General features: G+C 35.2%; 16 protein-coding genes. 6 read left to right on the top strand and 10 right to left on the bottom strand.

Annotated features, from left to right (window positions below):
* Positions 1–56 precede the first annotated feature (56 nt).
* The 10 genes from EGI05_RS13330 to EGI05_RS13285 all read right to left on the bottom strand — a co-directional run bounded on the left by EGI05_RS13330 (position 57) and on the right by EGI05_RS13285 (position 11,168).
* Complete coding sequence (locus EGI05_RS13330) at positions 57–632, bottom strand: hypothetical protein (protein ID WP_148042568.1); 576 nt, start codon at positions 630–632, stop codon at positions 57–59.
* 8 nt (positions 633–640) lie between these two features.
* Positions 641–1,177, bottom strand: coding sequence for a hypothetical protein (locus tag EGI05_RS13325; protein WP_228428611.1), 537 nt, complete (start codon positions 1,175–1,177; stop codon positions 641–643).
* A 2-nt stretch (positions 1,178–1,179) separates the two neighbouring features.
* A complete protein-coding gene (locus EGI05_RS13320) occupies positions 1,180–3,918 on the bottom strand; it encodes a COG1470 family protein (protein ID WP_123263536.1) in 2,739 nt (912 codons plus the stop codon).
* On the bottom strand, positions 3,911–4,708 hold the full coding sequence (locus EGI05_RS13315) for a WxL protein host-binding domain-containing protein (protein ID WP_123263550.1): 798 nt from the start codon (positions 4,706–4,708) through the stop codon (positions 3,911–3,913). Before EGI05_RS13315 ends, EGI05_RS13320 begins: the two co-directional genes overlap by 8 nt.
* Before the next feature lie 109 nt (positions 4,709–4,817).
* On the bottom strand, positions 4,818–5,396 hold the full coding sequence (locus tag EGI05_RS13310; RefSeq protein WP_123263535.1) for a hypothetical protein: 579 nt from the start codon (positions 5,394–5,396) through the stop codon (positions 4,818–4,820).
* Positions 5,397–5,656: 260 nt separating this feature from the next.
* On the bottom strand, positions 5,657–7,231 hold the full coding sequence (locus EGI05_RS13305) for a BamA/TamA family outer membrane protein (protein WP_228428610.1): 1,575 nt from the start codon (positions 7,229–7,231) through the stop codon (positions 5,657–5,659).
* Positions 7,232–7,280: 49 nt separating this feature from the next.
* Positions 7,281–8,081, bottom strand: a complete 801-nt coding sequence (locus tag EGI05_RS13300) for an SDR family oxidoreductase (RefSeq protein ID WP_123263533.1) — start codon at positions 8,079–8,081, stop codon at positions 7,281–7,283.
* A gap of 2 nt (positions 8,082–8,083) precedes the next feature.
* Positions 8,084–9,304, bottom strand: coding sequence for a 3-phosphoshikimate 1-carboxyvinyltransferase (locus tag EGI05_RS13295; RefSeq protein WP_123263532.1), 1,221 nt, complete (start codon positions 9,302–9,304; stop codon positions 8,084–8,086).
* A 134-nt stretch (positions 9,305–9,438) separates the two neighbouring features.
* A complete protein-coding gene (locus EGI05_RS13290; protein ID WP_123263531.1) occupies positions 9,439–9,765 on the bottom strand; it encodes a nucleotide pyrophosphohydrolase in 327 nt (108 codons plus the stop codon).
* Entirely contained in the window at positions 9,765–11,168 is a 1,404-nt protein-coding gene (locus EGI05_RS13285; RefSeq protein ID WP_123263530.1) for a hypothetical protein, read from the bottom strand. Before EGI05_RS13285 ends, EGI05_RS13290 begins: the two co-directional genes overlap by 1 nt.
* Before the next feature lie 185 nt (positions 11,169–11,353).
* Between EGI05_RS13285 and EGI05_RS13280 the strand changes: the two genes are divergently transcribed.
* The 6 genes from EGI05_RS13280 to EGI05_RS13255 all read left to right on the top strand — a co-directional run bounded on the left by EGI05_RS13280 (position 11,354) and on the right by EGI05_RS13255 (position 16,053).
* The gene (locus tag EGI05_RS13280) at positions 11,354–11,605 is read left to right on the top strand and encodes a type B 50S ribosomal protein L31 (protein WP_121459774.1); all 252 of its coding nucleotides are present in this window, start codon (positions 11,354–11,356) and stop codon (positions 11,603–11,605) included.
* 192 nt (positions 11,606–11,797) lie between these two features.
* Entirely contained in the window at positions 11,798–12,958 is a 1,161-nt protein-coding gene (locus EGI05_RS13275; protein WP_123263529.1) for a GlmU family protein, read from the top strand.
* 101 nt (positions 12,959–13,059) lie between these two features.
* The gene (locus EGI05_RS13270) at positions 13,060–13,569 is read left to right on the top strand and encodes an RNA polymerase sigma factor (RefSeq protein ID WP_123263528.1); all 510 of its coding nucleotides are present in this window, start codon (positions 13,060–13,062) and stop codon (positions 13,567–13,569) included.
* Entirely contained in the window at positions 13,544–14,197 is a 654-nt protein-coding gene (locus EGI05_RS13265) for a hypothetical protein (RefSeq protein WP_123263527.1), read from the top strand. Before EGI05_RS13270 ends, EGI05_RS13265 begins: the two co-directional genes overlap by 26 nt.
* Before the next feature lie 65 nt (positions 14,198–14,262).
* Positions 14,263–15,540, top strand: a complete 1,278-nt coding sequence (locus tag EGI05_RS13260; protein WP_123263526.1) for a DUF4252 domain-containing protein — start codon at positions 14,263–14,265, stop codon at positions 15,538–15,540.
* A gap of 12 nt (positions 15,541–15,552) precedes the next feature.
* The gene (locus EGI05_RS13255; protein WP_123263525.1) at positions 15,553–16,053 is read left to right on the top strand and encodes a DUF4252 domain-containing protein; all 501 of its coding nucleotides are present in this window, start codon (positions 15,553–15,555) and stop codon (positions 16,051–16,053) included.
* Positions 16,054–16,064: the final 11 nt, after the last annotated feature.

The following is a 16,064-nucleotide window of genomic DNA, read 5'->3' as shown; positions in this document are numbered from 1 at the left end:
AAGTATGAAATCGAATTAAATATCTTTTGACTTTCTTCCCGGATTGAATTAAGAGACTAATTAGGACCTATTGTAAAAACTATTTGTGCATTGTATGTTGTAGCAGGAATGGTCACAGAAACACCACTTATCTGTAACTGTACATTAATGCCAGAATAAGACACACTGTTACCAAGCCCTAAAACTCCGGTAAAGTTTATCGTAAAGAATGTTGTATCTACAGCCTGTGGTATTTCTATGTAAGTAGTTCCACCATTGATTGTTGCAGTACAGCCGAGGCAAATTCCACTGATATTTGTAGTTCCACCACTTCTTTTGGCATAAAGATGAAGAGAATTATTCCAAGAAATAACATCGTAATGCATACTAACCCTGGCTGCTCCCCCTGAAAGAAGATTTAGAAAGGATCCGGGTAATGAACCGGATAAGGTAATTATATTACTAGTACTTTCATAAGTTCCTGCATAATTACTTCCTGCTTCAGTAATAGAAGGTACACTTACTATCCAATTACTTCCTCCAACTGTTATTGTTTGTCCGGTTAAATGATTATCAGCAATGATCAAGGATGTAATGCATAGACATTTCGCTATGAAAATATTTTTTAAGTGGGAATGGCTATTAAGTTTCATTTTAATTCTCATTCTGTGATTGTGTAAGTGATGGCAATAGAAGTATTGTTAACAGCAGATAAATTGGAATATGTATTGGGAGCAATTATTATTGTAAGTCTGTGTCCGTTATTCGCTCCAGTTCCCGTATAAGCTCCTCCAATTCCATTGATGATGGTTACGGGTGTTGTGGTAATTGTTATTTGACCTAAAGGAGTTCCTAATGTACCGCCTCCTGCTCCGGAAGCTGTAGCTGCCTGTATTTTAATATCCACACCAGGTATAGTCTGATTTACTGAGGCGGTTATTCGTCTGCTAACACCTCCCGGGGCAATGGCTGATGTATAATTTATCCATTTGGTTGTATTACCTGTGGGATTCACAATCGCTCTTCCGGCTTCCGTGGGAGCTGTAAAATTGAGAGTAATATTCCCTGCAGGTTCAACATCCAATAAGGTTACAACAGGTAATGCTATGGAAGCATTTTTGTTTCCTGAAGTTTGTGAAAAAACTTCACAGAAAAAAAAGGAACAAATTATAAATGATATTTGGCAGATGTTTTTCATTTTCATTTTTTTATTTCATTATAGCCCACTTTTATAGGTTCCTGTTGATATTTAACTTCTGTTTGTTGTTTGATTATATTAATAACTATGCTTTTAGCTTCAGATGGCTTTAATACAACCTGAAAAGTATCCACAGATATTTTATAGCGTTTGTCTAATCCATTTCTGTATATTTTCACCGTCCAATTTCCCGGGCATAGGTATGTGAAATCAAAGTTCTCGCCTATAAAGCATATTTTCCGGTAAGTTTGTTCTCCATTAGACACTTGTATAATAATATTGTCTTTTTTCTTTTTATCCTTTTTGGAAAATTGAGCAAAACTTAGTTGATTATCTTTAGGCTCTATAAGTTGAATATTTCCCTGGATGCTGGCTGCTGTTGTTAATCCGAAATTAAAAACATTCTCTTTATTAATAAGGTTTACTGCAGCAGGTATTGTAACATCAGGAATGTCATTGATCTCTATTGTTGACCTGTCTATTTCAAGAAAATATTCTCCGGGTGTGATATTTTTAAATATAAAATCACCATTTTTATCAGTAACTGATAAGTGATTTCCCAAAACTAACCTGATTCCGGAAGTCTTTTTAACGCCAAGATTACTTATATTTCCTGATAGTGTAGTATACTCAGCAATTTTTTTTACGGGAACATTAAGACGCATTGTATAACGCAAGGAAAATATAAAATCTTTGTTTCCAAGTTCACCGCGTTGTAAGGTGTAGCGCCCGGAAATATCAAATTCATGACCATGAAAAAGTTGCTGATGAAAAAGGATCTCAAACAGATTCCGATCATTAAAATATTCTTCAGGAATATAATTATTCTGATAAAAAAGACTGAAATATGTTTTTTCAGAAAACATGCTCATGATACGCGCCCCATAATAGATTTGTTTCTGATTCTGCATCTGATAGCGTGATGTAATGGCATAACTTCCATATACATTAAAAGAGGTCTTAAACTTTTCAAAACTGATATTGGCGGTATAAAAACTGGAATTTCCGGTAAAGCCGGTCAGATAATTCTCTGTTTTTCCAAATTGGCTTTGAAGGCTCAGTTGAAATATTCCTAATTGATGATCGAGATTTATTTTAAAAAACTTCTCGTAATAATCAAATTGCTTAGGCTCCAGACGGTCTTCATATTTTTGAAATCCATTATAAAATGTCAAAGATCCGTTTTTCACATACCTGTAACTGATACCATATTGAAAAAACTTTCTGTAGGGCGCAGATAACAGTAAAGTATCTCTTTGAAAGTTTCTTGCATCTTCAATATAGTTGGCCAAAACGTTTATTTTTTTGGTAAGTTTATATTGCAGATTTCCATTTAATGTATTGGTATTGGTAAAATATCCTGAAAATTCAGGACTGGCTCTCATGTACATGATGTTTCCGGTGAGTTTTTCAAAATTTCCCTGAGCTTGTACCATGTAAGCATTTCCTTCTGTGAGATCAGTTTTACTATAAGCCAATTCTCCCGAAATAGTAAAATGTTTATTCAATTGAAACTTTCCTGTTGCATAAGGAATATGTGCCGGAGAATCTAATATTGCGTTACTAAAACTATAGTTGTTCTCATTCTGTCGGGGGATTTTATGTAAATATCCGGCAGTAATTTCAGATTCTTTTCCGATTTTCAACTGGGAAAATACATTAAACTCATCCTTAATATCACGGAAAAATCTAGGATGATTGTAGAATCCGCCAATGCTCAATCTTTTTAAATCAAAGCGAACTTCTGCGCCACGTCCATACCGTGCAAATTCTGTTAAGAATGATGACGAATAGGTTTTGTCTCCTAAATGAATAAAAAAATGATCTCGTTTATAATTAATAAAATATTCTTCATACTGTGTAAATGAGTTGAATTCAACCGGATTCCTTGTTACAGCTCTGAATTCAAGGATATCTTTATTTTCCTCGCTCAAGCTTCCTTTACCATATATTTCTCCTTGAAACCCATCATGATAAATACCCCTGTTTTGCATACCAATGAATGATAGAGAAGCGGAAATGGGAAAACGATGGTAAATATCCTCTTCAATAGGTTTTACCGGAATAATTTTCACGCTGGCATAAACCGTTTGACGATCTTTGCTGTAGTAAGCCGATAAATCAAGATTTTGGAATTCATTTTTTCCCATATCCGGGTTTGTAGCTTTATTAATGGAAATAATTTTTGTTTCACCGGAAGGTAAATGGATTACGGAATTTCCTTTAACAGAGGCTGTTTTACTTTCCAGAGTAATGGTTTCTGTAATATTTCCACTGTTTTTAAGAAGAAAATTGGCAGTAATGGTTTCTCCTGCTTTTATGAATTCCGGAGCATCCAATAAGGTAAGAGAGAGTTTCCTATTTCCCAATACTGTTATCTCCGAAGACATGGTAAGAATATTTTCAGTATCTTTTTCCGTTATTCTTAAGGTGATCGTATACTTTCCTTGTGGTGTTTCCGTAGCAATACGTAAAGGAGCTATAAACACACTTCTTTCTTTTGCAGGGATTGAAAATTCAGTCTGGGATGATATGGGAATGATATGCAGGCTTGAAGTTTCAACCTGAGCAATAAATGTTTTGGGGTCAGAAGCCGGATTTTCTATGGTAAAGGAAATAGAAGTAGATGTTCCCGGTAGCAGACTATCTTTCTTATCGTCAAAATCATGACTTTGTTGCTGAGCAAAAATAAGTGCCGGAAAGAATAAAAAGAGATATAATATAACCCAATTTTTAATCATTTTTTACTTCTAATTCCACATTGAGGGCGAAAGCATTTTCGTCTTCATCTGTTGCTATGATAGCAGCGTTGTATTGATCAGGAGGCAATTTGCTGATATCAATATAAAATAATTTGGATGTTGAAGGCAGTAAACCCATCGCCTGGCTTGAGAATACGCCTGCTTTTTGTCCGTTTTTACGGTGATATACTTCCACGGTAGCAGTTGGTTTGCAATAAAGATTTCCTTTATTCGCAATTGCAATTTTTAAAATCTGCTTGCCGTCTTCTTTGTCAATTCTTACACTTTCAAATTTAAGATCCGGTTTTGCACTTTCCGAATTATAATCTGTAATAATCTGAACAGCATACCGGATAATGGAAGTAATGGTAATGCCCTCCTTTTTATCAGGCTGAATATTTTCTACTGGTTCAATAATAATGACACTCCAGTAACTCCCTACCTGTGCAATTGTATCCGGAACTGTAATTTCATAATATAGTTCAGTCTTTTCTTTAGCTTGTAAAGTAAGTAGGTTGGTCGTCAGCTTTATCCAGTCTGCGTTGGTCTTTTCATTGGTTTTGGGAGCACTGTAACTGATTGATCCGTCCGCTTTATAGCTGAAATCCTGTAAATAGATTTTTACATTTTGAGGAGTGCTGTCTGTATTTTCCATACTGATCTTTCCTTTATAAGTCTTACCTCCTTCAACTTTATAGCTGTGAGTAAGTCCATTAAGGATAACGATGCTTGCATGTAAAAAACCGATGTGTAAAAATAAGGTAACTAAAAATAAAATACGCTTGATCATTCCTGTCATATTTGGATTTAAAATAAAGTCAACAAAAAGCCAAGAAGAAATTGATGATTCAACTTCTTCTTATATTTTTAAGATGAAACTTCGGTACTTTTTTTAAAATTTAATTGTCAGAAATAGTATACGTTACCGTAGCTACAGCCGTTGTAGTAGCTTGCAGGTCTGCATATGCCGCTACCGAACCCGATCCACTTCCAGGAGCTAATGCGTACGTAAGATTGTGCCCATTATTAGCACCATCACCTGTATAAGCACTTCCAATTCCTGAAATAATTGTCTGATCAGCTGCACTTAAAATTAATTGTGCAGATGGAGTTCCCAATGTCCCCGCTCCGGATCCGGTAGCCGCAGCTGCCGTGACCTTGATGTCTACTCCCGGAATTACTGCATTCAGTTTAACAGAAACAGTGCGGGTAGCATCCGTAACGGATTTAATGGAAGAATAGTTCAGCCAAAGAGTATTATTTGTCCCGGTAAGGGTAATCGGTAAACCTGCTTCAGTAGGTGCTGTGAATCCCATGGTAATATTTTTACTGGCAGCAGGTTCTATATCTACTAATGCCACTTCAGGAATTGTAATTCCAATAGTGTGATTGTCTGTGTTGCTATCCTGAGCATTCAGCTGTGTAGCAAATGCTAAGGCAGTTAAAGATAAAATTACGGAAAGCTTGTGTTTTTTCATGGTATTTAAATTTAATAAAGTGAAAATAATAAAAACGGCCAAATTACGAAATAAAAAACGATACTTTTTTATTATTATTTATTGATTCTCAATAGTTTGTTATTGATATGTAATAGTAAAATATAAATTAGTTTTATTAAATAGTATTCAAAAATTATTCCGTATTTGATCATATTGAAGAGTAAATGCTGATATTGTCTGGAAAAAGTAAAAACCTTACATGTTGTATGTAAGGCTTTATATGTTATATTCAGGGAAAATCAGAATCTACTCAGAATTCCCCAATGGATTTTTATATCATTAAATTTAAAAGGATTTCCGAATTCATTCCCATTGGAAAGCTGGAAGCTCATGAGTCCTATGGGAATAAAAAAATTGAACCCGAGCCCGACACTATAAAGCTTGGGCTTTACGTTTAAAGATTTGTTGTTGAGTTGTCCGTATTGTCCAAAGACATCAAAAAAAGCCTGATTTCCGATCAAATACCGATATTCTAAACTTCCGTAGTAGTAGAAATCGGCAGCAAGAGAGCTTTCATTGAATCCCCGCATAGAATTCCACCCTCCGAAGCGGTATAATTCATTGGCGGAAAACTCGATCTTAGAATCCATCATAGCACCTTCAGCCTTTATATTGAGAAAATGATTACCATTGATATGATAATTATGCTCTCCAAAAAAGTAAAACTGGTTTTGAGGTGCTTTAATATTATCTTTTGTATATGTCGTTGTAAGATAATCATATCCTCCGTTGATCTTTGTTTTGTAAAGGAAAAGATCAATATCGGTAGGTTCTATCATTTCAAACCAGATTCCGATCCCCTTTTTATTATAATCTTTTCCCTGAACATATAATGTATCAATAATACTTGAGCTTTCAAAAGTTCCTCTAAGACCAATCTTATTACGGCTGTTCAAATGATAATAAAGTGCAGGAAGCGCTTTCACATTGGCAAAAGTAGAGTCTTGTCTGAAAATATTCACCTTCATATTCAAACCTACGTTGGATTTAAAGAGGTAAGGAATATCCGTTGCCAGGTCAAACGTCTGGCCTTTATCCGGGTTTCTCTGCCAATATAGATTGATGGTTTCGAATCCGTTGAACATATTCCTGAAATTCACGTTCAGTGTTCCGTTCAACGTAAACTTATCTGTTTTATCATTTCCGAAACCGATTACCCCATCAAAAGTATTGGTTTTTCTTTTTTCCATGAAGAGATAGATCCGGGTGGAATCTTTTGTAAACAAAGTTTGTGGCGGCCTTTCCAAGGTAATAAAAGGATGACTTTGGAAATTTTTATTGATGGCTACAAGATTCTTATCGTCATAGGTTTTGCCTTTGAAATCCTTTTCAAGATTTTTAATGAATCTTTTCGGAACCCTTTCATAGCCTTTTACCACGAAACCATCAATAGTCCTTTTATCATTCTTATTAATGTCAAGTTCTACTACAGGATATCCGTTTTTCTGACCTTTATATTTTGACTTGATCCGGCTAAAAGAATATCCGTCATCAATATATCTTTTATTGATGCTCTTTTTGGTAGAATCTAAATTTTTAGTGAAGAATTCTCTCTGTTCCTTTGTTTTCTGAACAATAGAGTCGGAAAGGTTTACATAGGTTTCATTAAAGTTTTTTCCTTTATCGTAAAAAATTTCCGTACTGTCGCCCTTTACTTTTACTTCTTTAAGCTCGGTGAAAAAATAATTGTTTTGAGCGAGAGAATCCAGGAACTTTACCGCAGAAGCAGAATCTTTTACCTTTTTCTTAACGTTGGTCTGGGAATCGATAAGCCAATATTGTTTCTTCTGTGCCTGAACAAAAACACAGAACAATACAAAAAATATTTTCAATAATAGCTTCAAACTCCTTTAAAAACTGAAACTAATCCAGTTTATTATATTTTTTCATTAAATTTTCATAGGTTCCCTGGGGAAGTATCCATTTCAATGGAACCCCTATTTTTTGTCCGAATTTACCAAAATAATAATGAGCTTTCCATTTATTCTTACTCAGGAGGGCTTCAATATATGCAGCAACTTCTAAAGGCTCTGTTCCCTCTCCTACATGAGCATTCATCAAAGAATACACTTTTTCAAAAACATTCTTATATGGTTCAGATACCTTTGTTCTCACTCTGTTTTCCGCAATATTGGTTTTAATATCTCCTAAATGAAGAGAGCATACATCAATATTCCAAGGATACACTTCATATCTCATGGCTTCCGTTACCTTATCTAAAGCTGATTTGGAAGCAGAATAAAATCCACGGAAAGGTAGTCCCATCTCACTCCCAATACTTGAAATATTAATGATCTTTCCGGATTTATTTTCACGCATTTTAGGAAGAACCGCACTCATCATCTGAACTGCACCTACCAGATTCAGGTTGAATAATTTGAGGATATCTTCTTTCGCAGAATCTTCTACAGCACCTACCATTCCCATTCCGGCATTGTTGATAAGTACATCAATTCTTGTTTCTGTTTTTAAAACTTCAGCAATAGCATTTTGGATTGCTGAATTATCTGTAACATCGGTAGGGATGGATGTAAAGTATGAGCTTTCAGTATATTTTCTGCTTAATCCATATACTTTATGGCCTTTTTTTCCAAAGTATTCGGCTAAAACAAAACCTATTCCTGAAGATGTTCCTGTGATGATTATAACTTGAGGTGTATTCATAATTAGTTTTTTACTAAAATAGTATTGAGATCTTCCCAAAACATCGGATACGATTTTTCCACTACATCTTCATCTTCAATAGTCAATTCTTTGATCAGACAAAATGGTGCGAAACTCATCGCCATTCTATGATCCTGATAGGTTTGGATAGAAATATTTTCTTCCGCTTCACCAAAACTGACTGATTTAATAGTTAAATCAGTGATTTCAGTTTCAGCACCTATTTTTTTCAACTCATTATATAAAGCCAGCAGTCTGTCGGTTTCTTTCACTCTCAATGTTCCTAATCCTGAAATTTCAAAAGGGATATGAAGTGCAGACGCTGTTACACAAAGAGTTTGTGCAATATCCGGGCAGTCATTCATGTCCAGAACAATCTTTTCAGGGTAGGAAAAGTTTGGATCCGGCTGCAATGTTATTTGATGTTCATTTTCTGAGAAAATGGTTTTAATTCCAAAAAACTTTTCATAGATTTTCGCAATGGCAGAATCTCCCTGGGTAGATTCTTGATAAAAGCTTTTCAGGTGTAAGGTTTCTCTTCCTAAGGCACAAATCGAATAATAGTAGGAAGCAGAACTCCAATCGCTCTCCACTTCATAATTCATCAAAGATGAATGCTCATCAAAAGGTTCTACTTTGATGGTATTTCCTGTGAAGCTATTTTTAATTCCGAACTTCGTCAGAATGTCCAATGTCATTTCAATATAGGACCTTGAAGTTACTTCTCCTACCAAATTGATTTCTAATCCGTTTTCTAGTTTTCCGGCGATCAATAGGAGAGAAGTAATAAACTGGCTCGAAATATTAGCGGGGACATCCACTGTAGTCTTGGTAATTTTTCTCCCTTTGATTTTTAATGGGGGAAAGCCTTCATTTTCCATATATTCGATGTCTACACCAAGATTTTGTAAAGCAGAGACCAAATTTTTGATAGGTCTTTCTTTCATTCTTTTGGAACCCGTAAGAATGGTTGTTTTTCCGTCCTGGATCGAATAATAGGAAGTAAGGAAACGCATTGCTGTTCCGGCATGATGAATATCTACGATCTCTGTATTTTCAGACAATGCTTTTTTTAATAATTGAGTATCCTGAGAATTAGACAGGTTGCCAATTTTTATCGTGTTGAATAAACTTTCCAAAATCAACAAACGATTCGAAATACTTTTCGAACCGCTGATCTGTATGGTTTTATTGGCTGATAGGTGTGATTTTTCTAGCTTCATTTTATATTGAACTTCATTGTTTACAGTACATTACATCATCCTGATTGCTGCACCATGTTATTCTTGTTTGTAAAGTATCTTTATCTGTAGAAGGATAATTGAAACGTAAAAAAGAATATAAATGTTAATTTTTATTATTTCAATTTCTCATTGTTCTGATGACGCTCTTTATCGCGGTCAGTTTTTACTTTCATTTTTCTGTCGAAAGCTTCCTGCAGATTGACTCCGGTTTGGTTGGCTAAGCATAAAGTTACAAACAAAACGTCTGCAAGTTCTTCTCCTAAATCTTTGCTCTTATCGCTTTCTTTTTCACTTTGCTCTCCATATCTTCTGGCAATAATTCTGGCTACTTCGCCTACTTCTTCCGTAAGCATGGCCATATTGGTAAGCTCATTAAAATACCGGACTCCAATGGTTTTAATCCATTCGTCCACCTGCGTTTGCAAATTGGTAATTTCCATTATTGATAAGCGCCAAGAGTAGGATTAGAGGTTCTGGATACATTCACGATATCAAAAGGAACAGTTCCTGCAACAGTAACATTCCCCTTATTTCTGGCTGGTGAAGTGGCTTTTACCCTTAAATTTAAATGGGCTGCAAAGTAGTTGACGAACTGTGGATCTTCATTCTTAAAACTTTGGATCACATCAGCAACATCAAACTGAAAACCGGCATCCGATGTGTTTGAATATTTTAGCAAACAGTTTTGGATCGTAAAATTGAACAATTGTGATGGCGTCGGTTCAAAATTCACGGCATTATCCCTGTCGGAATAAAATATACTGTTTTGCATATTTAGATGAAGCGCGCCCAATTCAGTTTGTCCTGATTCATTTTTCCATTCATTAGTAGCAAATAAGCTTAATCGGTTAAATGAGTTCATAGTTTCCGAATAATTGGCAATTGTAGAATGCACATAGCTGTGATTTCCACCTTTAAAGATACCTATACAGGATTCACCACAGTTATTCATTACCAGATTACTGGCGTTTACAGTAGAATTTACTGCATAAATACCGAATTCAAAGAATGTATGGATAAATGAATTTGTAATGGTAGCGTTAGTCTGCTTCATGTCAAATCCTCTTGTTCCACCAAAAAGCCTTGCATAATTCATGTTCAATGTAGAATTGGCTTCCATTTTAATAGAATTCCAGTTTTTAGGAATGGTGTCATATTTAGGATCATTTCTGTCTCCACGAAGCACTACTTCATTATTTAGAGCCCCGTTGATATTCAGAGAAGCTCCGGAAGACACTTTCATGCCACTGTTTTTATGAAAATAGACTTTCGTACCTGGTTGTATATCCAATGTTACATTCGGATTGATGGTTAAATTTCCGTAGATGATCTTAGCTTTATTGTTGGTCCATGTCGTATGATTGGTAATGACATTAGGATTAGTAGGCGTTTCTATGAAAAACTCGGCATCCTGTACCACAGAGAATAAAGTAACATGCTGCTGACCTGCAGGGCTTGTGAAGATGATTTTATCTTCTGCGATAGCTTCCGGTCCTGAAGCTTCTGGTGCAATTTCGACGAAAATATAAAGACTATCTTTTTTTCTTAGCGGAACATTCTGGAAATCATATCCCGGCTTGCCATCTACATTGATTTTATAAAGAGAGGCTGCTCCCTTTTCAAGATGAATTCTTGGAATCATGACATCCTTATCTTCATTATTATATACTTTTACAGCATATGTTTCAGAACGGATCTGGTGATACACTGTGTCACAGAAAACGGTGTCTTTTGAAAAACTTAATGACTGAGAAGGAGAATCAAACGTAATATCATCTCTATTACATGATAATGTTACAAGAAGCATCCAAAAGGAAAAAGCCAGTAATAATTTGAATTTCATCGAAATTAAAGTTTAAACAGATTTCAAATTTAACGAAAATACTTTAAATTTCTTATCAATTAAAATTTATTGGCAGGTCTATTTGGAAATTAGAAAAAATATTGTATTTTTGCACCCTAAAATTAGCAGAGAAATATCCATTACTATTTCGAAAGCAAAACTTTAATTTTTTTAAAAATTGTATTATGAAAAACGGAATTCACCCAGAAAATTATAGACTTGTTGTTTTCAAAGATATGAGTAACGACGAGGTGTTTCTTTGCAAATCTACTGCAGAAACAAAAGATACTATCGTATACGAAGGACAAGAGTACCCTCTAATCAAAATGGAAATCTCTTCAACTTCTCACCCTTTCTACACAGGTAAAGTGAAGTTAGTTGACACTGCTGGTAGAGTAGATAAGTTCATGAACAAATACAAAAAATTCGCTAAGTAATTTTTTGTTATAACGATATTTAAGAGTCTTTCGGTTTTCCGGAAGACTTTTTTGTTGATTTGATATAGAATTTGGAAATTAGATATTAAAAGTTAGTTTCAGTATTTGTATTTTTGCTTTCAGCTGGAAACTGGAAGAGGAATTTGAAAAATAACTTCTGGCCTCTGGCTTCTAACCTCTAATTTCTATAAAATGCAGATAGTATTTTCAGATGCGCAATATTGGGAAGATTTTCTTCCGCTTACTTTTACCCGTCCCGTTGCAGAAATGCGATGCGGGATTCTTACTTTTTCCGAAAGATGGCAGAAAATCTTAGGTGAAACAGAAATTTCTTACTTCACGGAAAATTATCTACAACAAAAATTCAGAAAGCCAGAAGAAAAAGAAAGTCTTTTTTTAGTATCTAATTTTCTTCCCACAGAAAACGTGATTCAACAGATCAAAGATTTGAAACAAGGAGAAGCGTTAGTATATGAAGATGAATTAATCGCTGCAAAAATCAATATGAAAGGATTTTCCCTGAATCAGATTGAAAGAATGACGGATATTAAAGAAGAGCTCGTTTTCTTTAAAACCCCCAAGGATTTATTTACTTACAATTATAAAGCTATCGATTTTGACTTCGAATTGCTTACCAAAGGAAGAACATCACAAGAACTTTCTTCCACCAATGGATTTATAGGTGATAAAAAGGATCTTTTTATTGAAGAAGGAGCTTATATAGAATTCTCTACGCTCAATACCAAAACCGGGAAGATTTATATCGGGAAAAATGCGGAAGTGATGGAAGGTTGCCATCTTCGCGGCCCTATTACACTGGGTGAAAGTTCCAAATTCAATCTGGGAGCTAAAATTTATGGGGCTACAACCATTGGTCCTCAATGTAAGGTAGGTGGGGAAGTTAATAATATTATCATTTTTGGCTATTCAAGCAAAGGACATGATGGATTTGTCGGAAATTCTGTGATTGGTGAATGGTGTAATTTCGGAGCGGATACCAACTCATCCAACATGAAAAATAATTATGGAAATGTGAGATTCTGGAATTACAGAACAAAATCTTTTGAAGATACAGGATTGCAGTTTGCCGGACTTATTATGGGAGATCATTCAAAAACGGCAATCAATACCCAATTGAATACAGGAACCGTAGTGGGAGTGGCATCCAATATTTTCAAAGAAGGTTTTCCGCCTAATCTTGTGGAGAACTTTTCATGGGGCGGATTTAAAGATGACGAAAGATTTAAGCTGGATAAAGCCTACGAAGTGGCAGAAAGAGCTATGGCAAGAAGAAATGTGGCGTTGACAGATGAAGATAAAGCGATATTAAAACATATTTTCGACACATATTAAAATGACTATACATGAACTTCAAAAAATATTTTTGAAGTTTTTTTATTTCCGGATGTAATAGATTTCATTTTTTAATTGTCTTACTTATAGAAACAAAACTTATGACCCAAGAAACCTTTAAGAATACGGTGTTTATTCTCAAAAATGAGATGTATCGTTTTGCGAAAAGGTTTGTCATGAGCAGTGATGAAGCAGAAGATGTTGTGCAGGATCTCATGATCAAATTCTGGCAGAAAAGGGATGAGCTGGAACAATTCGGGAATTTAAAATCCTATGCGTTGAAGGCGGTCCGGAACGAATGTCTGAACAGGCTGAAGCACCATGATGTAAAATTAGGCTTTGCAGATATGCAGCACCATCGGTCTGAGCTTTACAGCATGGAAGTGAATAATCTTAAAGAGCAGATTATCGGGTTTATCAACCAGCTTCCGGAGAAACAAAAAATGGTAATCCATTTAAAAGATGTAGAAGAATATGAGGTCTCGGAAATTTCTGAACTTCTGGAAATGGAAGAAAACGCAGTAAGAGTAAATCTTATGCGGGCAAGACAAAAAGTAAAAGAACAAATTTCACAACTGATGAGCTATGAACAAAGATCAATTTCAAAATAAATACGACGAAGTCTTCCAGAGTTTAAAGGAAGAAAAAATGGATTGGGATTTTGAAGATTTTCTTCAAAAAGCTGAAGGCAAAAATGAAGGCGCAACAATAATCCCTCTCGAAAAGAAAAAACCTTCGTTCCCGAAATGGTTCTGGATGGCAGCAGGTTTAATATTGATTTTTAGTATAGGTTTCCTTTTTAATCAAAATCAGGAAACAGATGTTAACAGTCAGGCAAAATTGGTTCAGGATGAGGTTTTAAAACAGAAAAATGATTTCATTAATGAAAATCATGAGCTTCAGAACCAGGTAGCTGTAAATCATACGGATTCTATTTCCGGAGCAAAAAAAGATTCCGTTTTCGAGGATGCTGTGGCAGAGAAAGATGTTTTGGATGAAATTCTTCCTAAAAGAGGAAGGCTGAAAAAGGAAGCTAAGCCAAGATTTGTGGATAATTCTTCCTATACCAAAGCTTCAAAAGATTCCACAGCATATAAAGATTCTTACGTAATTGTCAACGGAAAAAGAATTGATAATATAGAAGAAGCTATTAATGTAACTAAATATTCATTTCAGATATTAGCCAACAACGTTAGTGAAACATTGGCACAGCCTAAAGTAATGAACGACGATTATTAAACTTTAAAAAGACAATGCTCCTGATCAGGCACTAATAATCAAACTGAAAAAATTAAAATTGACTCATGAAAAAAATATTGATAATATTCGCACTTGCTTTCTCTCATTTTTTTAATATGTATGGGCAGGAAGACAAATTTGATAAGCTTTTTGATAAATATCAGGAAGTAGAAGGCGTGACCTCTATTAAAATTGCCAAACCAATGTTCGGAATGCTCAGCAGCCTGGATATTGATGACGCGCAGCTGGACCAGATCAAACCGTTCTTATCCAAAATTGATGGATTAAAAGTTTTGATCACAGAAAATCCGGAAGATTCCCATACCGAAGACGGAATGAAAGTTCAGAGTAACCTTTCGCAGTTAAGCAAAGATATTTCTTCGTATCTGAAAAATCTGAATTACAGTGAGATCATGACGGTAAACAACTCCGGAGCGAAAATAAAATTTTTGTCTTCAAAAGCCATAGACGGAATGGTGGATGATCTGCTGTTAAGCATAAATGCAGGCGGAGGAGAAAATATTCTGGTGAAACTGGATGGAAAACTTTCCATGGATGACATCAATAAGATTATCAATTCCAGTGAAACCAAAACCAAGATCAGCAATACAAGAAGCAATCTGACTTCAGATAATACTTCTTCTTATTTGAACGGTGAATCCAGAAATGTAGGAGAATTCTCGGGAATTCAGGTAAGTACGGGAGTAAATGTAGTTTTCAAACAGGAAAGCCCGTCCAACGTAAAAGTAATTGCTGATGCAGATAAGTTACAATACGTTATTACCAAAGTTGAAAACGGAATTTTGAAAGTATATGTAGATAATAAGGGCGTAAAAAACTTAAAATTCAAAAATTTAAGCGTAAATGTTTCTTCTCCTAAAATGAATGAGATCAAAGCTTCGTCCGGATCAACTTTTACTACGATAAATTCTGTAAACGAAAACAGTATGGTTCTGGATGCTTCTTCAGGGGCTGCAATCAACGGGAAATTCAATATATCCAATTCCACACAGGTGGATGCCACTTCCGGAGCAGTCATCAAAGCCAATCTTACCTCTAAAGATGTTACGGTAAGATGCTCCAGCGGTTCTAATACGAATTTTGAAGGACAGGCAGGTACGGCAATCTTCGATGTAAGCAGTGGAGCGCTTTGTAAGGCGGATAACTTAAGAGTTAATAAAGTAGAAGCGGAATCTACTTCCGGTGGAAATCTATCAGTACATGTGGTGGATAGATTAAAAGTAAAAGCTTCATCAGGAGGTTTGGTAAAATATAAAGGAAACCCTGAAATTGATTCCAATATCAGCAAAGTATCCGGTGGAACTTTAAAACCGATCAATTAAAAATTAATAACCATGAAAATTTTAAAAAACATCTTTTTAATTGTTGGAGCTCTGTTTCTTTTGCAGTCTTGCGTGGTTACCAACAGACCGAATATGGCATTCTTCACAGAATCTGAGCATGATTTCAAGGGAGCAAAATTCGTAAGCATTAATGTTCCGTTATTTTTAGCGAAGCCTTATATCAAAAAAGCATTAAGGGAAGATGGCGAAGATGAAGAAGTGATCCGACTGGTCAGAAAAGTCTCTAAAATAAAAGTTCTGACTGTTGAAAACGGCAACAAAGCCATGTTGAAAGACTACGCCCAATATTTAAATGATAATAATTATGAAGACTGGGCAACCATAAAGCATGATGGAGACAACGTGAATGTAAGAGTAAAACAGAAAGGTGATGCCATTAAAAATATGCTTATTACAGTCAACTCAGATAAAGATCTGGTTTTTGTAGATGTGAAAGGGAATTTTACAGCAGATGATATCTCAAAAATGATCAATTCTGTTTCAGATAAATAATTCTTCCCCAC

This window comes from Chryseobacterium daecheongense (assembly GCF_003729955.1).
GTDB lineage: Bacteria > Bacteroidota > Bacteroidia > Flavobacteriales > Weeksellaceae > Chryseobacterium > Chryseobacterium daecheongense.
Note: the sequence above shows the minus strand (reverse complement) of the source record. Positions and strands in the feature narration are given on the sequence as shown.